The organism is Legionella fairfieldensis ATCC 49588, from assembly GCF_000621525.1.
Classification (GTDB): domain Bacteria; phylum Pseudomonadota; class Gammaproteobacteria; order Legionellales; family Legionellaceae; genus Tatlockia; species Tatlockia fairfieldensis.
Map to the genome: position 1 here is coordinate 84954 of NZ_JHYC01000004.1, position 20112 is coordinate 105065.

Consider the following 20112-nt stretch of genomic DNA (forward strand, 5'->3'; position numbering starts at 1 on the left):
CTGTTATTTCTATTGATCTGACTGACCAAGCCTATTGGTATCATCAAGTTTTACATGGTTATTGATGACTACGGTGGCTCCATTTTGCAACTTTAATTCGCCTGAACTTACAATTTGCTGACCCGCTTTTACCCCTTTTTTAATGACCGTGTAATTGCCTTCCTGTTCCCCCGTTTCCACAAACACACGTTTAACTCGTAATCGATCATGACCTTGTTTATCTTTTTTGACATCCTTTTCGATAATAAAAACGGAGTTACCATACAAACTATAGGAAATAGCGGTTGATGGTAGAACAATCACTTCAGGAATAGAAGGTTGCTCCACTGCAATAGAAGCAAACATGCCAGGTATAAAGGCGAACTGTTTAATATGATTGGCTGTATTGGTTTCCGTGCTGCAATTAATAATGGTTTTTTTATTATCAGGTTGATTTTTCAACTGGATTAGCGTTGAATAACCAGGATTTTTTAGTGCGTCTGATGGACAGTTTGGTAAAGTGGCTTGTATAAGAATATTATGAGTTCCAGTATCAACTTTAGCATTAATCGCAGTAATTTTACCTTCAAACACCTTATCGGGAAATTCTTCAATACTGAATTGAATAGGCTGATTAATGTATAATTTTTGCAACATTTGTTCTGGCAAATAAAATTCCAGATAGAGCGGATCAAGCGATTGCAAAGTGACAATTGCCGTTTGTCCCGGCATAACATATTGACCAAGGTTAACCTGGCGGATACCAAGCTGCCCTGAAAAGGGGGCAATGATATGTTTTTTCTTTATTTCTGCTTCTGTTTGCTCAACGATTGCCTGAGCCTGTTGAAGCATTGCAGTGGCTTCGTCAAGCGCAGAACTGGATGTGGCTCCTCGCTTAAACAGATCATCCTGACGTTTATAATTCAATTGTCTTAATGCAAGTTCAGCTTGATGGGATTTAAGCGCTGCCTGGTCAACTCGGTCATCGATGTCAATTAAAGGACTGTCTTTCTCAAGATATTGGCCGGAGTCAAAATGAATTTTAACGACATTACCTGACGATTGGGCATTGACATCTACACCATTAATAGCAACGAAATTACCCACCGCTGCAATATAGGGCTGCCAATTTTTTTTGCGGGCTGTTACAGCAGAGACACTGACAGGAGGGGCTTCATAGTTGGCAAAAAAGCGCTTAATCATGAAGCTCTTGAAGAGATTGAAGCCGACAATACCTCCAAACACAATTACTAAAGCACTGAGCATGATGATCATGCGTTTTTTCATTGGACCCTCTAACAACCCTCTAAGCTGGCCTCATATACTATCTCTGTTCACTCAAAAAAGTAAGTGCAGAGTAATGGAAATGATCTTCGTGAACATAAAAAAAACCTATTGACTAAGTAAAATGCTTTGTTACTATTTGGCTTCCACTTATTACGAGGGGTCATTAATGAAATTGAAATTCTTGCTGTTTGTTTGTTGTCTTGGTTTGTTTTCGTTTGCATCCGCTGATAACAGACATGTTCATCCAAAGGCAGATATCAAGGGTAATACTAATAATAAATCAGCTGCGAAAGGAGCCAGGTGGCCTGGTTTTTGTGAAATAGAAATAGTTAATTATAGCTATGATGATGTTCGTGTGTTTGGCAAGTTTGACGATGGCACAACGCTGGAGCCTTTTGTCATTTATCGCTATGGTTATGACACGCCGCAAACTATTAGCCTGTATTATTATGAGTATTGTCATTCTGGAATGAACTTGTATATTGATAGTATCAACAGTGGGTACCGTCTCTATGCAGGTTATACACCAGTGCAGCAAACTATTAAAATTCTTCCCATGTACGCAAAGAAATCCAAAGTCGAAGTCCATGCCAAGTAATTAATTGATTTGTCCTGAAGCATGCCTTGGTGTCGGATAATTTTTGAAACCCTGTTATTCCCCAACTTCGCGGGAATGACAGAGCTATTGTCTGGCACAAAGAAGCATGATTGAATTGTGCTCCTTTTGATTTAGAGGTTTTATTATGAAACGTTTGTTTGTCTTATTATTTTTGCTGCCTTCGTTGGCTGTATGTATGACAGAAAGAGAGCATCATGGGTATTACCGTTCGCCTTTGCCCTATGTTAAAGTAGTTTCTCATCCTGTCCATCGTCATCATCATGTAACACCTCCTGTGGCTCCTCATCATCATGGGCATCGCAGAGAAATAATTGTTATACCAGGTAAAGCATCTCGTCATGGGCACCGTTCCGTGATCCCCTCTACTGGTAAAGCGATTATAAGAGGAGGCCATAGCCGAGCAAATCCCTCTGTTCACGGTCATGACTAGTTTGAGACACTGTGATAAGCTTGTGTAATTTCATGGCAGAAGTTACTAACGTTTCAATTAGCCTTAAGTTTCACTTGATTTTAACAATGCCTGCGGTGTTCAAAGAGGTATGCTGGTTTCTTCCTGCCGTGAACAATCACGGTCGAATGTTAACAAATACGTTAAGTTAATTGGAAGCTAATGCCTCTATGTGGTTCAAGGAGTTTGCAGGAAAGGAATAATTCAGGTAACAAGGCTGTTTGAGCAAGTTCTATAATTTAGAGAGACAATTACAGGTTAAGGATTGTTATGTTTGATCGAAATTACACAATTGCGGGTTTTGATGAGGAACTTTGGCAGGCTATTGAATCTGAAAGGATGCGTCAGGAAGATCATATCGAACTGATTGCCTCAGAAAATTACGTGAGTCCTCGTGTCCTGGAAGCTCAGGGTTCAGTTCTTACTAATAAATATGCGGAGGGTTATCCCGGGAAACGCTATTATGGTGGTTGCGAATATGTCGATATCGCGGAAAATCTGGCTATTGCGCGCGCTAAACAATTATTTGCGGCAGATTACGTGAATGTGCAACCGCACTCCGGTTCGCAAGCTAACGCAGCGGTTATGATGGCTTTGCTTTCGCCTGGCGATGTCATTATGGGAATGGCATTATCGCACGGAGGCCATTTAACTCATGGCTCCAAAGTTAGTTTTTCCGGAAAACTATATCAATCGGTAGAATATGGTTTAAACACCGATACTGGTTTAATCGATTACGATAATTTGGAACAATTAGCTCTCACTCATCGCCCTAAACTTATTATTGCCGGATTTTCTGCTTATTCACAGGTTCTTGATTGGGTAAGATTCAGAGAAATTGCTGATAAAGTGAATGCTTATTTAATGGCAGATATTGCTCATGTCGCAGGTTTAATCGCAGTCGGTCTTTATCCTTCTCCATTGCCTTATGCGGATGTAGTAACCACTACAACGCATAAAACGTTACGCGGGCCACGCGGGGGAATGATTATGGCACGTGCTAATGAAGCAATTGAGAAAAAATTAAGTTCCATGGTTTTCCCAGGTACGCAAGGAGGGCCTTTGATGCATGTTATTGCGGCAAAAGCAGTTGCTTTTGCAGAGGCGTTACAACCTGAATTTAAACAATATCAGCAGCAAGTGTTATTGAATGCCAGAATTATGGCGAGTATTTTGCAGGAACGTGGATATCCTGTTGTATCAGGCGGCACAGCGAATCATCTTCTTTTAATTGATTTGATTAAAAAAGAGATTACGGGTAAAGAGGCGGACGCTGCTTTAAGCCGCGCCAACATTACTGTGAATAAGAATTCAGTGCCTAATGATCCACGCTCACCCTTTGTAACAAGTGGACTTCGTTTAGGGACACCGGCAATTACTACGCGCGGATTTAAGGAAAAAGAGGTGAGTTTGTTGAGTGAGTGGATAGCTGATGTACTTGATAATGTGCATGACGAAACAGTCCTGATGCAAGTAAAGGCAGCTGTGTTGGAATTATGTCGTAAATTTCCGGTCTATGGCTAATCATGTATTGTCCATTTTGTCATGCAGAAGAAACCAAGGTTGTGGATTCACGTCTGGTTGCGGAAGGTGCTCAGGTGCGCAGAAGACGGCAATGTCTTGTCTGTCACGAACGTTTTACCACCTTTGAAACCGCAGAATTAATCATGCCCCTGATCATTAAACGTGATGGACGAAGAGAGCCTTTTAATATTAATAACCTGCGTGCAGGTATGTTGCGTGCTTTGGAAAAACGGCCTGTCAGCGTTGATGCACTGGAGGAAGCCATTGTAAGTATCATGCAGGAAATCCGTCGCAGGGGAGAACGCGAAATTGATTCGCGAGAGGTTGGTGAGCTGGTTATGAAACAGTTGTATCGTCTTGATCATGTTGCTTATGTTCGGTTTGCTTCTGTTTATAAGCGCTTCAAAGATGTCAGTGATTTCAGACAAACTATCGATCAGATGAAAGACGATAGAAATTCATGAGGTAGTTGTGGAAAAACAATCAATTAAAGGTAAAAGGCGTGCCCGAAAGCTTGCTCTGCAAGCTCTCTATCAATGGCTTATGTCGGGCCATGAATTATATGAGGTGGAAGCGCAGTTTCGGGTCGCAAATAATATGGATAAAGTTGATACGGAGTATTTTTGCCGTTTGCTTCATGGCGTCCCTGGGCATATAAAAAATCTGGAAGAAAATTTAATCCCTTTTCTTGACAGACCTATTCAAAGCTTAAACCCGGTGGAGTTAACTGTTTTGCGTCTGAGTGCTTTCGAACTGTTTCATTGTGCTGAAATTCCTTACCGCGTTATATTGGATGAAGCCATTTCTTTAACCAAAGCGTTTGGTTCTCAGGATGGTTATCGTTATGTGAACGGTGTGCTGAATAATCTGGCTCAGAAAGTCAGAGCAGTGGAGATTAGTCATAGCAATGAATGAATTTTCATTAATTGATGTCTTTTTTAAAAAAACTGCTCACGGACGTGATGACGTGATTTATGGAATAGGGGACGATGCGGCGTGTGTAAGGGTAGCTACTGGACAGGATTTATTAATTAGTACCGATACTCTGGTTGCTGAGGTTCATTTCCTAAGCACGTGGGATCCTTATGACATGGCCTGCAAAGCAGTTATGGCAAATGTTAGTGACATGGCTGCTATGGCAGCAAAACCGTGCTGGTTAACATTGTCGCTCACACTTCCTGAATTTAATCAGCGCTGGTTGGAGCGTTTTTCTCAAGGGTTACATGATTCATTAAAGCAATTTAACATTGCTTTAATTGGCGGTGATACAACTTGCGGACCGTTAAGCATCACAATAACTATTCATGGGCTGACACCGGCAGGGAGGGCAATACGGCGCTGCGGTGCCAAGCCAGGCGATAAAATCTATGTAAGTGGCATGTTGGGTGCTGCGGCTCTCGCTGTTTCTTTTTTACAGCGTAAGGATATTGAGGATGAAGACAGGCAAATAGCAATGCGAAAACTTCAACGTCCTTCTCCTCGTGTGGATCTGGCGGACATTCTGCAACAATATGCTTCTGCTGCTATTGATATTTCTGATGGCTTAAGTGCGGATCTGAATCATATTTGTACGGCAAGTCATGTGGGCGCCTCTCTTTTTTCCGATTCCATTCCAATTCATGCCTTGGTGAAAAAGTATCAGAGTTCAAATGCAGTTAATTTTGTCCTCGGCGGGGGTGATGATTATGAGTTGTGTTTTACCGTTTCCGCGCAAAAAGAAGAAATGTTATCCAGGTTAATGGCTCAAACCGGATTAATCTGTTATCCGATTGGATATATCGAAGAAAAAAAAGGATTACGTTTAATCACCGAAGAGGGTCAGGTCAAAAAATTAATACCAAGGGGATATAGTCATTTTTAGTTATCCAACATAACATACAGGGGCTGTTAATTTTTCTTGTCAATATGAAGGTTCAATGAAAACTATCAATATAGCAGAGAGGGTGTGGCAAAATCCTGTGTATTTCCTTGCGTTTGGTTTTGGTAGCGGTTTAATGCCTATAGCTCCCGGTACCTGGGGAACATTGGCGGCTATTCCAGTCTATTTATTAATTGCTCAACATTCTTTATCATTGTATTTATTTTTTACTTTTTCTGCTTTTTTATTGGGTGTTTGGGTTTCGGAAAAGGTATCACGAGATTTGGGTATTCATGATCATGGTGGAATAGTTTGGGACGAAATTGTAGGATATCTAATGACTATGATCATGGTTCCAGTTAGCTTGGGATGGATGATTATTGGTTTTTTATTGTTTCGTCTTTTTGATATCTGGAAACCACAGCCTATTCGTTTTATGGATGAGCGAGTTTCAGGCGGTTTTGGGATTATGCTGGATGATGCTCTCGCAGCAATACCTGCCTGTTTAATTATGCAATTACTTGTTTGGGGTTTTGCAAAATGAATGAAAACCATAAGGAATTAATTAGCATCGGCTTAACAATTGGTATCGTATTATTTGCTTTATTCATTGTTCACCGTTTCATTCCTTCTATTATTTGGGCAGCTATTATTGTGATAGCGACTTATCCACTTTATAAACGCTGGCGCCGTTTTTTTGGTAAGCATGATGATTGGTCTGCGTTATTGTTTACGGTGGTTTTGGGTCTGCTGCTTCTTGTTCCGTTGAGCTGGTTAGTAAGTATTCTGGTTACTGAACTACAGTTATTTATAAATTATTTACAGTCTATTAATAAAGAAGGCGGCCCTGCTCCTGAGATTCTGAAACAATTTCCTATTGTGGGTAATGAATTAGTGACCTATTGGGACGTTAACATTGGTCAGCCGGGTAAGGTCAGGAATTTCCTGTCCAATCTTCATCTCTCCTTGACTCCCGCCAGTTATTACATCAAACAGGTCGGCGTTAATCTTGCACATCGTGGATTTCAATTAGGTTTTACGTTGTTAACTTTATTTTTCTTTTACCGGGATGGGGATAAATTATTTCAGCAAATCAGCCATATTGGAGGTTTTTGTTTGGGTGAGCGTTGGTTTCGCTACGCTGATCGCTTGCCTTCAGCCTTACGTTCGACGGTCAATGGTACTATTGTAGTGGGTCTGGGCGTCGGGATTTTAATGGGTTTTTGCTACTTTTTAGTGGGATTTCCTGCCCCAACGCTGGTTGGCTTTATAACAGCATTTGCTGCAATGATTCCTTTTGTCGTGCCAGTTGTGTTTATTATAGTTGCGTTGATCCTCTTGATGAGTGGTTCGATGATTGGCGCTATTATAGTCTTAATCTGGGGCACTGTTGTCATGTTTGTGGCGGATCATTTCGTTAAACCTGTTTTAATCGGTGGGGCGATTAAGCTACCTTTTCTTGCTGTGCTTTTTGGCATTTTAGGTGGCGTAGAAACGTTAGGGTTGCTCGGTTTATTTCTCGGCCCTATTATTATGGTCCTGTTTATAACATTATGGCAAGAATCGCAAGGAATGGATAAGTCAGCAATATTGGACAAAAAATGAAACAATATATTGAAAATATATACAGAATATGGCAATATAGTCATTGATTAAATGATTAAGCCTTGTAATTTTTTTATTAGACCCAATTTGTCCCAATGTAAATTTTCCACTGGCTATTATCAGGAAGCGAGGGTATTATGAATAAAAATTGGCCAACAAAAGCTAAAGATATGAACATTGCTCTGCGTATTATGGAAGAGTATGCGAATGAGCAAAATACAGATTCCCTGGGATTATTTGAAATAGTTGTCAATCAGGCAGAAAAACGCATGGATTTTCGCTTATCTTCGTGGGTAATGATTCTGGCTGAACACTTCAAATCACTGTATGGAGCAAGCAAAGGTGATTTTATAACTCGGCAAATTATTAGTTCCTGTATTACAAATGGTGAAACTTTACACTAAAAAATACCGTTCATATTAAACTGTTAGCTATTTTGGCAATTTTGTTTCAAAAATAGTAATTCTGTTCTTTAATGAAATAGATTTTTTATGTGCAATTTCACGGCGGTAAGGGTTCACGGGATATGCAAATTTTCTCTTCCAGACTTTGTTCCATGACTAGTCTTTCCCGACTGCGCGGGAAAGACATTGACGTTATATACTTCTTAATTCTCTATTCCGTGAACACTTACTCACGGAGATAGATAATAGAAGAGCGTAGAACCTGGAATCTGGTTCAAAAACACAGCTTTCCAGAGAATAACTTTCTTAGTCAACACACCGGTAAATCAACAAAACCTGATCCGACAAACTGTCAGATTATATAGAAAGATTATTCTCACCAATTCCAGGCTCTTCTGGCATAGAAAAGCAATCCACTAATTTAGTGACCCTATTGAATATCTCCGAAATAATAGTAGCTCCAGAACGAGTAAAAATAGATGCTAAAGCTAAGGGATATAGAACTGTTACAACTACAGCCGCTAAAGCAACTATAGCCGCCATAGCTGCTATGGATGCTAATTTCCTTGCACTCGAAAACATCATGTTAGTTTCTTTAAAATCGTTTTCTTTGAGATCCAGGAAAAAAGAACGGGATGTCAGTACCAAACTTGCTATGGAGCCGACAGTAGCTGCTGCACTAATAATTGTTGCAATTCCAATAGTAAGGCTTACAAACAGGGGCAGATTAATCACAATTGCCCATGCGCGGCAAAATTCTCTGAAACCTTCTTTATAGGGTGTAAAAAATCCATATGTTTGACAAGAATGTATTATGTACGTTTTCGCTTTAGCCATTTCATTACTACATACTTCACCTTGTCCAAAAATTAACTTGTTAAGGTTCGGTAGTTCAGGTTCTTGTTTATCTTTCATGGTAATATATGCCTCATTAGATCAAAATAAATACATACTATTAGAAAAAAAACATCCTGTCAAAAATAGATTCGATTTATCTATCCCCCAACACGCATACGATACAGTATTCCTTCTACTGTTTTTCGTAAATTGGGCTTGTCATAAATCCCTTGTTCGCGCATTATTATTATTGTCCGTAGATTTTCTCTCTTTATGAATTTGTGTACTCCCAAGGATTGAGTAACTCTACCCCTGAATCTTCGAAATCTTTTATATTTCTTGTTACAACCACAAATCCATGAACTAAAGCTGTAGCAGCAATTAATGCATCTCTTTCTGACCGAGGATCAGGTATATGGAGCTTAGCGCATCGTTGTGCTACTGCAACATCTATGTTTAAAATTCGATCTGCAAAGGCAGGAAGCACATGGGTGTTAAGCCACGTGCGCAAAATGGCACCCTGAGAGGGATCTACACGTTCCTTCTGTAAAATCCCCATTTCTATCTCAAGTATGCTAATTACTGATAAAAATAAAGATGCCGTAGACTCGGCTTTTGCCCACGATATTACATTAATATTAGCGTTCGTGCCTTTTCTTATTTCTGATACAACATTTGTATCCATTAAATACATTAATCAAACTCCTCCGTACGATAAATATTTCCTTTTAGCTTTGGTGCCTCAAAGTCTATATCTGTTGTATCAGGCATAGCTAACAAATCGACTATTGTTTCTTTAGTTTTAGATAATTTTAAATAGTCTTCAATGGTTAAAAGTACATGAGCTGGATGTCCTCTATCAGTGATAAAAACAGGCCCCTGCGCAGAAGCCTTCTTTATTTTACTGACGTCTTGATTAAATTCACGGCTAGAAAAAGTTGAAATTGCCATTGCCAACCCTTGACATGTAGTTACATATCTACAATATAGAACAAATGTAGGTACTTGTCTACATTTTTTATTATATTTCTACTAAAATCTACTACTGGAAGTAAACTCAATGTAAAAATTAATTATTAATTGGGTAGATGAGTACATTGCGGATAATAAAGGTAATTATGATTAGTCTTTATCTTTAATAATCCTGTATGAAAGCAAGATAATTAATATAATTTTCGTATACCTTTTTCCTATTTTACTCCATATTCATACATCTTCCGTTAATTCCTAAAGTGATATTTATTTTAGATTTTGGAAAAAAGAGAGTGGGGTCTTTCTTATGGCAATTACCCAATGACAACCCCCTTTCAGTAGCTTCATCGGAAAGATCAATTTCTCAAATTCCCCTATCGAGTGAATAAATTTATTGATGCTTATATCTAACCAATTTTTAGATAAGAAAATCAAACCCAATTAGTAGAAGCAGCCGATCAGGCTTTGTATGAGTCGAAAAAAACGGCCGTAACCGGTCACGGTGGCACATTAGCGTGTATGAGCAGTAGCGAATACGAGATAACTATTTTCCACATAACGCTGTGCTCCATGACCGGACTACAATTAAGGAGTAAAAGATCGGGTACACCTGATTCGAACGCCGTTTAGCTTAGAGTTTGTAAGCTGGACGCCAGCGAGGAAGTCCTCAATCCAGGCTTGGTTCGCAGGACTGGCAGAAGACTCGGTAGAGCTCCAGTAGCCGGCGCCGCTAACGTTAAAACCGCCAATGGCAAAGCGATTAAGAAATAAGCAAAAGAGTTGGTTTTTGGCAGGCAAAAACCAATCGTTATAACAGGCATTTCCCGCCTGGCAAGGGGTATTGCCTTGTGAATCCACTTCGAAATCATTACAAATTTGAGCCGCATAAGTACCAGCACCTAATACGGTAACAATGGTTGTGGTGTTGGCTGCGCCATCGGTGTCGCTTTGCGCATTGGTTATCGTACCAAAACCTCCCCATTGAATACCTGAGCCGTTATCGGCAGTGGCTGCAAGCAGATTTTGCAATCCGCCTTCAAGACAGGCAATAGTCCCTCCTCCTGAGGATTGTCCTACTGCAGTGGCTACATAAGAATACCCGCTGGCAAGTGTCGCTCCGCCAGCAGGCGTGTCAATGACTACATCCACCGAACCGGCAGCATGGGCAGGCGTTACTGCGGTCACGGTGGTGGAGCTGACTATGTTGACACTGGTTGCCGCTACGCCACCAAAGGTCAGCGCGGTTGCTCCAGTCAGGCCGGTTCCAGTCAATGTCACGCCAGTACCGCCTGCTGCAGTTCCTGAGCTTGGGTTAATGGCTGTGAGAGTACTCCCTGACTGGATGGCAATGGCTGCTGTCGCTGTATTGGTATTCGTACCCTGAATAGTAAAGTTCGTTTGCCCTACCATCGTAGTGCCTGGCGCATAAGTCAGCGTGCAACTACCACCAGGTGGTACATTAGCACAGGTATTGTTGACTTCTGTGACATGGCCATCCAATGCCGTTCCGGCGAAATCTGAAATAATGTTGGTAGCTGTTATTTGCGTCGAAGTGTTGTTAATTGTGAGTTGACCGTTTGCACCATTCACAGTCAAGGTCAAAGGTGATCCCGTAACGGAAATGATGGCATTGGTTGTCGGTGGTGCCTGGGTGATATGCAAAATATTCACGGCGCTGGGTCGATAGCATTGGTTGGTGGAGCCTTGTTGGCAAACCACGGGGCTATTGGTAATCGGGTTAGTTAACTGCCCGCCATTTATCGCTAAAGACAGAATACAGGAATTCTTGCTCCTGAGCACAAAAGGACTGCTGCAAACACCTGGCCCCGTGGTGATTTGTGCAATACCCTGGATCGGCTGCATGGACAAAGTATGTGGCCTGTTTGATTGGTTGGTAATACGGTATTGCACCAAAGCGGTACCATTCGAGGGTACCGGCATATGCGGTTATCAACATTAACCCTGACCACAGGGAAGCCCCAAAAAAACAATGCTTCATAAACACTCCTTGCCTGATGAAACAGATTATTCAATAAAAATAAACGACACCTGGTGACTATGATCATTTAATCCATCGATACCCACTTCTAGGTAACGCTTGTGCCACTTTCTCAGTGTAGGGCGAGAAATGCCATATTTACGACAAACATAACCTGCATCCTTCGTTTCAAGATATAGATTTACCCACGTTAACCTGGCTTTAATCTGCTGCTTCATAAGGTGGATAAGTCTATCAATTAATTGAAACAATGTCTATGAATCACACAATTCAAGCACTGGAGAAGAATCGCTACTCGATATGACCGTTGTGATTCCATTTTTATCTCGTCCATTGCTCTTGCTGCCATTGCTATTTGGGCAGAATTAAATGGTGATTCAACCTAGGGGGGATGAAAACTCAGCTCTATCTATAACTGACATGATATAAATTGACGTTAATTTATTTTACGTCTCCATGCTTTCTTATAGACAACTCCGTGGACGCAAATTCAGCAAAGATGTTGGCTCAGTGATATTTTCCTTGGGTTTTTTGAAGGTAAAAAAATTCAATCGTTGGTTTATTGATAGTTTATGAACGGGCTTTTTAATGAATGTGAATTTATTTTTGTCCTCGTAATCAGCAGTAACGAGTTGGCCTTGAGCATTATATCCTGTAGTTAGCACAAGTCGTCGATTAAAAGGATCTCTGGCCGTGACTGCGGTATGGTAGACTCCGGGTTCAACTTTATCGATGTGTTTTACAACAGCAGGAAGTGGCACATGGATGAATTGTGTTTTATATTCATTATCGCCAACACCCAGTTGACCGAACCTGTTATCTCCAGTCGCTGCGAGGAAAGGCTGATTATGTTTATTCCTGCCATTAATAATGACATGGGAGCCACCTGATTCAATAGTATTGATTTTCGCCAGGTCAGGAGGAAGTAAACAAGGGGTAAAATGAAGTTTTTGCTTCGTGTCCCCTGTGGAAAGCTGACCGTAAGTATTTTCCCCTACGGCAAAAACCAGTGGCAAACGGTTGTCGTCATGGCCATAGATAAAACTAAATTCATGACTTATACATCCCCCCTCAATCGTGGTAATTCCCTCAGGAAGCACACAGCGATAAAAATGATTGTCCAGTCGAGTATCGGGGTAGTGAAAAGGATAGTCTCCTGCCATAGCGATGAAGAATTGATTATCTTTATCTCGGCCATAAATGATCAGGCTGTTTTCAAAACGTTGTACGTCAATAATGTATCGCAACTGACTGGGTAGTGGTAGAAAGGTATATTGGTTTGAATCACGAGGATGATTTGTTTCCACAAGTAACGGTCTGTTGAATTGATCTTCACCGTGTATCAAGACAGCCGATTTATATAGTTTAATTCCATTAATTTTGATCAGCCGTTCTGGAAGTTTGCCCGGTGAAAAAGAATAATAATTGTTTAAATCCTGCATGACTAAAAAAGGCTTAAGAAAACGGTCATTAGACATAATAAATTCGTTGGCGTTATTACTTCCAGCGAGGAAGAGCATCAGTTGATTATTTTTATTTCGACCCCAAATAATCGTCCGTTTAAGGCCCGCTTTTATGCCATCAATACAAACTATCTCTTTTGGCAGGAAACAAGGAGAGAACAAATTGGTATTCATACTAAAATATTGTCCAATGCCCAGTTCACCATAACTATTTTGACCTGCGGCAAAAAGCATGAGATTACTTTGCCTGCGTAATAAAACAAATGTTTGATAAGAACCCACAAAGATTTGGCTGTATGCGAGAGTTCTTTTCCGGTTTAATTCGTCATCAGGTGGTTTTTGACCGAATAGGTCATTTAATTTTTTATTCAGTTCATACAAAGACGCAATATCTTGAGGATTAAGATAGGAGAATAGAGTAGGCCACAGCCCCGACAGGAATAGCGTATTGATTAAGTCTGGACATTTATCCCTCTGAATCATAGAGTTTTGCCATTTATTTAAGTTTAATTTGAGCTTCTTTTATTAAATTACATTTGGAGTTTTACAGGGATTAAAGCCATTGCCAAGCTTATCCGAATATTTTTATGAGACTAGCATTCCTGAATAGTCTGGACAAGCTGCGACAGGCAAGTTTGGGGAAATATCAATTAATGTTTATTGACGGGGGTGAAGCGAGATCGGCATACAAATCGTAGTCATCACTATTGGTGATGACTACTTCTACCAAATCGCCCACTTTAAGGTTATCCGTGTAAGGTAAATAAACCAGACCGTCAATTTCCGGAGCATCACTTTTACTGCGGGCAATAATGTGTTTATCAGTAATTTCATCAATAAGCACGTTTTGTTTCGTGCCGATTTTTGCTTCCAGTTTGTTGCGGCTGATCTCGGCCTGTAATTGCATAAAACGGTGATAACGTTCTTCTTTTATTTCATCAGGAACAGGATTAGCCAGTTCATTGGCTTTTGCTCCTGCAACAGGTGAATATTGAAAACAACCAACGCGATCTAATTGGGCTGCTTCTAAAAAAGCTAATAGTTCTTCAAATTCTTCTTCTGTTTCGCCGGGAAAACCTGTAATGAAGGTAGATCGTAAAGTAATATCAGGGCAAATTTCTCGCCATTGGCCAATACGTACCAACGTATTTTCGCTACTGGCCGGACGTTTCATCGCTTTTAAAACCCGTGAATTGGCATGTTGCAAGGGAATGTCCAGATAAGGCAAAATGAGGCCATCGCGCATCAAAGGAATAATCTCATCGACATGAGGGTAAGGATAGACGTAGTGCAGACGCACCCAAATGCCTAATTCACCCAATTGCTGGCAAAGATCATAAAATTGCGTTTTGATGGTTTTACCTTTCCATTCCACGGGTTGATAGCGCGTATCAACTCCATAGGCACTCGTATCCTGAGAGATGACTAATAACTCTTTTACACCGGCCTCTTTTAATCGTTGGGCTTCGCTTAAGACTTGAGTCAGTGGATAGCTTTGTAATTTACCGCGCATGGTCGGAATAATACAAAAGGTACATTTCTGATTACAGCCCTCGGAAATTTTCAGATAGGCATAATGCCTGGGCGTGAGTTTAATCCCTTGAGGGGGTATAAGTTGCGTAAAAGGATCAGCTGGTGGTGGTAAATGACGATGCACCGCGCGTACAACTTCTTCGTAAGCATGGGCGCCACTGATATGCAAAACATCGGGACAGGCTTCACGAATAATCTCTGCTTTAGCGCCCAAACATCCGGTTACAATAACACGGCCATTTTCAGCCATTGCTTCTTTAATCGTGTCTAATGATTCAGTGACTGCCGCGTCAATAAAACCGCAGGTGTTAACGACAACAACTCCCGCATCCTGATAAGACGAAACCAGTTCATAACCCTGCGCACGTAATTGGGTGATAATCCGCTCTGAATCCACCAATGCTTTAGGACAACCCAGGCTTACAAAGCCCACTTTATGATTCATAAATTTTTGACTGCAAAAAAAGTGGGCGGATTATAACGCTTTCCCGTCAGTCTTGTCTAATCCCAACACCAGGTTTAACTGCTTTAAAAATTCGTTGGCTGAGGTTTCACCAACCATTCGTAGATGCGATTGTTCATTGCCTTCTTTATTGAAAAACAAAAAAGTAGGAGGCGCAATGACATTGAATTGGTTTAAAAGTGCTTTTTCCTGCGCATTATTGGCTGTAATATCGACTTTTAATACCACAAACTTTTTCAATGCTTTTTCAACACGAGGATCTTTAAAGGTAGTTTTTTCCATTACTTTGCAGGAAGTACACCAATCAGCATAAAAATCCAGCATAACAGGTTTACCTTTAGCATTTGCAAAGGCTTTCTCCAGGTGATCCACTGTTTTAATTGTTTGAACAGGCAAGGTAGAGGCGGAATTGGCCACTGACTGAAACCCTGTAAGTGGTTGCAAGGGATTGGAACTTCCCATGCTGGCGCCTATCAAATCCAGAATGCCATAGCTTAGCAAGATAAGGCCCAAGCCTTGGCGTAATTTATCGAGATTACTGGCTGCATAGGTTAAGGCACCACAATAAAGACCTGAAAAGATAAGCAGGCTGGCCCATAAACCCATTACAAAAGGGCCAGGTAAAATTCGTTCCAGTAAATAGATAGCTATTGCAAGTAGCATGACACCAAAGAATGCTTTAACGGCATTCATCCATTTTCCAGCTTTTGGTAACCATTTTCCGGCAGAAGTGCCAATCAAAAGCAAAGGTGTCCCCATGCCCAAGCTTAAAAAAAACAAGGCTGAAGCGCCTAGAATGATACTATTACTATGAGCAATATACCCCAAAGCACCGATTAATGGTGCTGTAACACAAGGTGATAAAATTAAAATGGATAATGAGCCCATGATGGCGGCACTCATATAATGTCCGCTTGCTTGATGACGGGTTGCATTTGCTAATTTGGCTTGCCAGGATGTGGGTAGACGCAATTCATAAAAACCAAACATTGATAGGGCCAAAAGGACAAACAGGAGACTGAATAAACCGATAACCCACGGTATCTGCATGGCAACCTGAAAATTACTACCCAATTGGGCAATAGCTGCACCTGCCAGAGCATAAGTGAATGACATGCTTAAAACATAACTTAGAGAAAGAAAAAAAGCTTTGCGGGTAGAAAGATTTTTACTATGACCGACAATAATGCCCGATAGAACGGGAATCATCGGTAAAACACAAGGTGTAAATGATAATAATAAACCAAAACCGAAAAAACTTAAAATAACCATTATCCAATGATTATTCACAAAGAGTGCTTCGATATCATTAACCGGTTGCTGGTTGACAGGGGAAGGGGATATAGCTTCCAGGCTGGCATTGCTGAGAGTCAAGTCCTTGCTAATTGTTAATTTGATTTGTCTGGTTTCTGGCGGATAACAAAAACCAGTATCCGCACAACCCTGAAATTGCACGGTAATTAATGTTTCTCCGGGATGCTCACCCAGCACTGCAACAGGCAATTCCACTTGATTTCTATACACGGGATAGCTGCGCCCTTTAGGGTCTGTTTTTTGCGAAGTAATAGGGAAGTAGGCAATACCTAAATGAATTCCTGATTGGGTGGGGGGGATTAATTTAATGCGCTCGCTATAGAGAAAATAGCCAGGTTTAATCTCCCAGTTAACTGCAAAAGTATTGGGATCAATACGTTTAGCGCTTATCTGGAACACTTCTTCAGCAGGAAGTGGATTGGCGTAACTAAGCCATGAAGCAAGACAAAAGAGTAAAAATACAAACCATTGTTTCATAATTTGTTGAGAACCTGTAAAAATTGTATAATATTGTAGTTGTTATTCGAGAAAAACCAAAATTTTTTGATGTCTCCCCTTGAAATTCCTTTTCCGCCCCCCATCTGGCAGTTTCATCAGCGTTGTAGATTATCAGGCAATGCTAAAAAGTCAGAGTTTACTCTGAATAGTATAGGTGATTAACCACATTAGGAGAAAACAAGTATGAAAATTCGTCCTTTACACGATAGAGTTGTTGTTCGTCGTATGGAAGAAGAGAGTACCACAGCAGGTGGTATTGTGATTCCGGATCATGCTAAAGAAAAGCCCTCAAAAGGTGAGGTTATTGCTGCGGGTCCTGGTAAGCCTCAGGACAATGGTGATACTCGTGCCCTGGCAGTAAAAGTGGGTGATATCGTCCTGTTTGGCAAGTACTCTGGTACTGAAGTTAAAATAGGGGGTCAGGAACTGGTCGTGATGCGTGAAGATGACATCATGGGCGTGGTTGAGAAGTAATTTAACAAGATTTTAGGAGATCATTACAATGGCTAAAGAATTACGTTCTGGTGACGATGCACGTCAAAAAATGATTGCCGGTGTGAACATTCTGGCAAATGCGGTACGTGTAACAATGGGTCCACGTGGTCGCAATGTGGTATTGGAAAAATCGTTTGGTGCTCCTACTGTCACGAAAGACGGTGTGTCTGTTGCGAAAGAAATTGAACTGGAAGATCGTTTTGAAAACATGGGTGCGCAAATGGTTAAAGAAGTTGCTTCCAAAACTTCTGATGCTGCTGGTGACGGTACCACTACCGCTACCGTATTAGCTCGTTCTATTCTGGTTGAAGGTCATAAAGCAGTAACTGCCGGCATGAATCCTATGGATCTGAAGCGCGGTATTGATAAAGCAGTGATTGCTGTGACTAAAGAATTGCAAGCAATGTCTAAACCTTGCAAAGATAGCAAAGCGATTGCTCAAGTGGGTACTATTTCTGCTAACTCTGATCAATCAATCGGTTCTATCATTGCTGAAGCAATGGAGAAAGTAGGTAAAGAAGGTGTGATTACTGTTGAAGATGGTAATGGCCTTGAAAACGAATTATCAGTTGTTGAGGGTATGCAGTTTGATCGTGGTTACATATCACCTTATTTTATCAACAATCAGCAAAACATGAGTGCTGAGCTTGAACATCCTTACATTCTTCTGGTTGATAAGAAAATCACTAACATTCGTGAAATGTTATCCGTATTGGAAGGTGTTGCCAAAGCAGGTCGTCCTTTATTGATCATCGCTGAAGATGTTGAAGGTGAGGCGCTGGCTACTCTGGTTGTTAATAACATGCGTGGTATCGTGAAAGTATGTGCTGTTAAAGCGCCTGGTTTCGGTGATCGCCGTAAAGCGATGTTACAAGATATTGCTATTTTGACGAATGGTCAGGTTATTTCTGAAGAAGTAGGTATGACTCTCGAATCAGCTTCCTTAGATCATTTGGGTACTGCAAAACGTGTTGTTGTCACCAAGGAAAATACCACCATCATTGATGGCGAAGGTAAAGAAAGTGAAATCAATGCACGCATTACTCAAATTCGCGCTCAAATGGAAGAAACTTCTTCTGACTATGATCGTGAGAAATTACAGGAGCGTGTTGCCAAGTTAGCAGGCGGTGTTGCCGTTATCAAAGTTGGCGCTGCGACTGAAATTGAAATGAAAGAGAAAAAAGCTCGCGTTGAAGATGCATTGCATGCAACCCGTGCTGCTGTAGAAGAAGGCATTGTTGCTGGCGGTGGCGTTGCTCTGATTCGTGCACAAAAAGTATTGGATGGTTTAAAAGGTGAGAATGCTGATCAAGATATGGGTATCAACATTCTGCGTCGTGCGATTGAGTCTCCACTCCGTCAAATCGTTGCCAATGCAGGTTACGAATCATCTGTTATCGTTAACAAAGTAGCTGAAAACAAAGACAACTTTGGTTTTAACGCAGCGAGCGGTGAATACGGTAATATGGTTGAGATGGGTATCATTGATCCAACTAAAGTAACTCGTACTGCTTTACAAAATGCAGCATCTGTTGCCAGCCTGATGTTAACCACTGAGTGCATGGTTGCTGATCTGCCTAAGAAAGAAGAAGGCGGTATGGCCGGTGCTGGTGATATGGGCGGCATGGGCGGAATGGGTGGTATGGGCATGATGTAAGCCTCAACCCCTTCTAAAAAACCCGCCAAAAGGCGGGTTTTTTATTGTCTTTTGGAATTGAGAATCAGGTATGAAACTCAGATGTATGTCAGCAAAAACCTCTATAGCACTGCCCACTAAATTTTATACTGCGTCGTCAGCTCTTGGCTCAATCGTGGACTCGTTTGTACATTCCTTCGCCTCTTTCACTGACGCCTGTCTATAAATTAACACTCTTCGCTCTAAATAGATCATAAAAAAATCTATATTAGATCATAATTTAACTATTGAGATTAAAAAATAATCAATATATAATGGTTTATTTAACAAGAGAACAATATAAAATGACCACATTACAGCTCGCAAAAAGAAAAAGAGACAATATTTTTGTAGCTCATCCATTAACAGATCAAAAAGGTTTACCATTGGGAAAAACGGAGGAAGTCTTTTTACCCAACCTCTTGGTTGAGATTGAGTTAGAACTCTATAAACTGGGAGATGAAGAATTCTTTCTATGGAAAGATCCCCAGAAAACGCCTGAAAATCGATTTTTCAAATCCACTTCGTCTGATTCGAAGCTTGTTGAAATTTGTGACATCAAAGAATACAACCGCTATGATTATATCATTGCGTGCTTATCATTACAGGCTACTCTGGCTAAAACTAACCATAACAAGCTAAGAAAAGCCGCTCAATCCGTCATGGAAGAAGTAGAAAACTGTACAGCCGCCTATTCTCCTTTTGATCCTGCCTTAACCAAAATATTGGTTAAGACCCAAGACTTGTTAGAAGAACCCTATACAGAAGAAAGGGTAGAGAATTATAGGACGGAAACCAATAAACTAATTAATTCCAATTCTATAATAGGGGTAAAAGCATTGCGTCGGTTGAATTTTGCGATACTCGCTTTGGCTGCCATTGTAACTGCTATCGCTGTTCTTTCTTTCCCACCAGTCGCTGCTGCAATAGGGGTAACGGTTTTATCATTATCTTCTACCCTTCTTGCGGGAGGCGTTGTGGCTGGTGCTTCAGTAGCAGGTATCAGTCTCTTTCGCTTACCGTCATTACAACAACGTTCTAACTTATTAGACTCACTCGATGAGTTTTCCCAGCAATGTAGCAACAGTGTTATGAAGATATAACAAAGGAGAACATCTTGTTATCGAATCGCTATTAAG

Annotated in this window: 20 protein-coding genes and 2 pseudogenes; 12 read left to right on the plus strand and 10 right to left on the minus strand. The window is 40.8% G+C overall.

Annotated elements, in window-relative coordinates; translation table 11 throughout:
• Positions 1 to 9 precede the first annotated feature (9 nt).
• Positions 10 to 1266 carry an efflux RND transporter periplasmic adaptor subunit gene (locus tag T345_RS0101355; RefSeq protein WP_028387753.1) on the minus strand — a complete coding sequence of 419 codons (1257 nt, stop codon included), beginning with the start codon at positions 1264 to 1266 and terminating at the stop codon, positions 10 to 12.
• Positions 1267 to 1432: 166 nt separating this feature from the next.
• On the opposite strand from T345_RS0101355, the gene T345_RS0101360 reads away from it, so the two are divergent.
• From T345_RS0101360 to T345_RS0101400, 9 genes are all read left to right on the plus strand, one after another.
• Positions 1433 to 1864 (plus strand): hypothetical protein, encoded by a 432-nt coding sequence (locus T345_RS0101360; protein ID WP_028387754.1) that lies wholly within the window; start codon positions 1433 to 1435, stop codon positions 1862 to 1864.
• A gap of 145 nt (positions 1865 to 2009) precedes the next feature.
• Positions 2010 to 2315 carry a hypothetical protein gene (locus T345_RS0101365; protein WP_028387755.1) on the plus strand — a complete coding sequence of 102 codons (306 nt, stop codon included), beginning with the start codon at positions 2010 to 2012 and terminating at the stop codon, positions 2313 to 2315.
• A gap of 288 nt (positions 2316 to 2603) precedes the next feature.
• Complete coding sequence (gene glyA / locus T345_RS0101370) at positions 2604 to 3857, plus strand: serine hydroxymethyltransferase (protein WP_028387756.1); 1254 nt, start codon at positions 2604 to 2606, stop codon at positions 3855 to 3857.
• Positions 3858 to 3859: 2 nt separating this feature from the next.
• Complete coding sequence (gene nrdR, locus T345_RS0101375; protein ID WP_028387757.1) at positions 3860 to 4321, plus strand: transcriptional regulator NrdR; 462 nt, start codon at positions 3860 to 3862, stop codon at positions 4319 to 4321.
• 7 nt (positions 4322 to 4328) lie between these two features.
• A complete protein-coding gene (gene nusB / locus T345_RS0101380; RefSeq protein WP_028387758.1) occupies positions 4329 to 4772 on the plus strand; it encodes a transcription antitermination factor NusB in 444 nt (147 codons plus the stop codon).
• Positions 4765 to 5718, plus strand: coding sequence for a thiamine-phosphate kinase (thiL, locus tag T345_RS0101385; RefSeq protein ID WP_035917913.1), 954 nt, complete (start codon positions 4765 to 4767; stop codon positions 5716 to 5718). Before nusB ends, thiL begins: the two co-directional genes overlap by 8 nt.
• A 55-nt stretch (positions 5719 to 5773) precedes the next feature.
• On the plus strand, positions 5774 to 6259 hold the full coding sequence (locus tag T345_RS0101390; RefSeq protein ID WP_028387760.1) for a phosphatidylglycerophosphatase A family protein: 486 nt from the start codon (positions 5774 to 5776) through the stop codon (positions 6257 to 6259).
• Positions 6256 to 7320, plus strand: a complete 1065-nt coding sequence (locus T345_RS0101395) for an AI-2E family transporter (protein ID WP_028387761.1) — start codon at positions 6256 to 6258, stop codon at positions 7318 to 7320. The genes T345_RS0101390 and T345_RS0101395 overlap by 4 nt, the downstream gene beginning before the upstream one ends.
• A 137-nt stretch (positions 7321 to 7457) precedes the next feature.
• A complete protein-coding gene (locus T345_RS0101400) occupies positions 7458 to 7724 on the plus strand; it encodes a hypothetical protein (RefSeq protein WP_028387762.1) in 267 nt (88 codons plus the stop codon).
• Between the two features lie 357 nt (positions 7725 to 8081).
• Here the strand turns inward: T345_RS0101400 and T345_RS0101405 are convergent, their stop codons facing one another.
• The 9 genes and pseudogenes from T345_RS0101405 to dsbD all read right to left on the minus strand — a co-directional run bounded on the left by T345_RS0101405 (position 8082) and on the right by dsbD (position 16782).
• On the minus strand, positions 8082 to 8639 hold the full coding sequence (locus tag T345_RS0101405; RefSeq protein WP_028387763.1) for a hypothetical protein: 558 nt from the start codon (positions 8637 to 8639) through the stop codon (positions 8082 to 8084).
• A gap of 86 nt (positions 8640 to 8725) precedes the next feature.
• Positions 8726 to 8803, minus strand: a pseudogene (locus T345_RS14950) (IS5/IS1182 family transposase); the annotation flags it as partial.
• Between the two features lie 29 nt (positions 8804 to 8832).
• Entirely contained in the window at positions 8833 to 9255 is a 423-nt protein-coding gene (locus tag T345_RS0101415; RefSeq protein WP_028387765.1) for a type II toxin-antitoxin system VapC family toxin, read from the minus strand.
• Complete coding sequence (locus tag T345_RS0101420; protein ID WP_028387766.1) at positions 9255 to 9512, minus strand: type II toxin-antitoxin system Phd/YefM family antitoxin; 258 nt, start codon at positions 9510 to 9512, stop codon at positions 9255 to 9257. Before T345_RS0101420 ends, T345_RS0101415 begins: the two co-directional genes overlap by 1 nt.
• 606 nt (positions 9513 to 10118) lie before the next feature.
• Positions 10119 to 11474 carry an IPT/TIG domain-containing protein gene (locus tag T345_RS0101425; RefSeq protein WP_028387767.1) on the minus strand — a complete coding sequence of 452 codons (1356 nt, stop codon included), beginning with the start codon at positions 11472 to 11474 and terminating at the stop codon, positions 10119 to 10121.
• Positions 11475 to 11582: 108 nt separating this feature from the next.
• Positions 11583 to 11750: pseudogene (locus T345_RS14705) on the minus strand (helix-turn-helix domain-containing protein); the annotation flags it as partial.
• A 246-nt stretch (positions 11751 to 11996) separates the two neighbouring features.
• A complete protein-coding gene (locus T345_RS0101430; protein ID WP_028387768.1) occupies positions 11997 to 13478 on the minus strand; it encodes an RCC1 domain-containing protein in 1482 nt (493 codons plus the stop codon).
• A 163-nt stretch (positions 13479 to 13641) separates the two neighbouring features.
• The gene (rimO, locus tag T345_RS0101435; RefSeq protein ID WP_028387769.1) at positions 13642 to 14973 is read right to left on the minus strand and encodes a 30S ribosomal protein S12 methylthiotransferase RimO; all 1332 of its coding nucleotides are present in this window, start codon (positions 14971 to 14973) and stop codon (positions 13642 to 13644) included.
• 30 nt (positions 14974 to 15003) lie between these two features.
• Positions 15004 to 16782, minus strand: coding sequence for a protein-disulfide reductase DsbD (dsbD, locus tag T345_RS0101440; RefSeq protein WP_028387770.1), 1779 nt, complete (start codon positions 16780 to 16782; stop codon positions 15004 to 15006).
• 204 nt (positions 16783 to 16986) lie between these two features.
• Between dsbD and groES the strand changes: the two genes are divergently transcribed.
• The 3 genes from groES to T345_RS0101455 all read left to right on the plus strand — a co-directional run bounded on the left by groES (position 16987) and on the right by T345_RS0101455 (position 20076).
• Positions 16987 to 17277, plus strand: coding sequence for a co-chaperone GroES (gene groES, locus T345_RS0101445; protein ID WP_028387771.1), 291 nt, complete (start codon positions 16987 to 16989; stop codon positions 17275 to 17277).
• A 28-nt stretch (positions 17278 to 17305) separates the two neighbouring features.
• Positions 17306 to 18955, plus strand: a complete 1650-nt coding sequence (gene groL, locus T345_RS0101450) for a chaperonin GroEL (RefSeq protein ID WP_028387772.1) — start codon at positions 17306 to 17308, stop codon at positions 18953 to 18955.
• Positions 18956 to 19278: 323 nt separating this feature from the next.
• Positions 19279 to 20076 carry a hypothetical protein gene (locus tag T345_RS0101455; protein WP_131777664.1) on the plus strand — a complete coding sequence of 266 codons (798 nt, stop codon included), beginning with the start codon at positions 19279 to 19281 and terminating at the stop codon, positions 20074 to 20076.
• Positions 20077 to 20112: the final 36 nt, after the last annotated feature.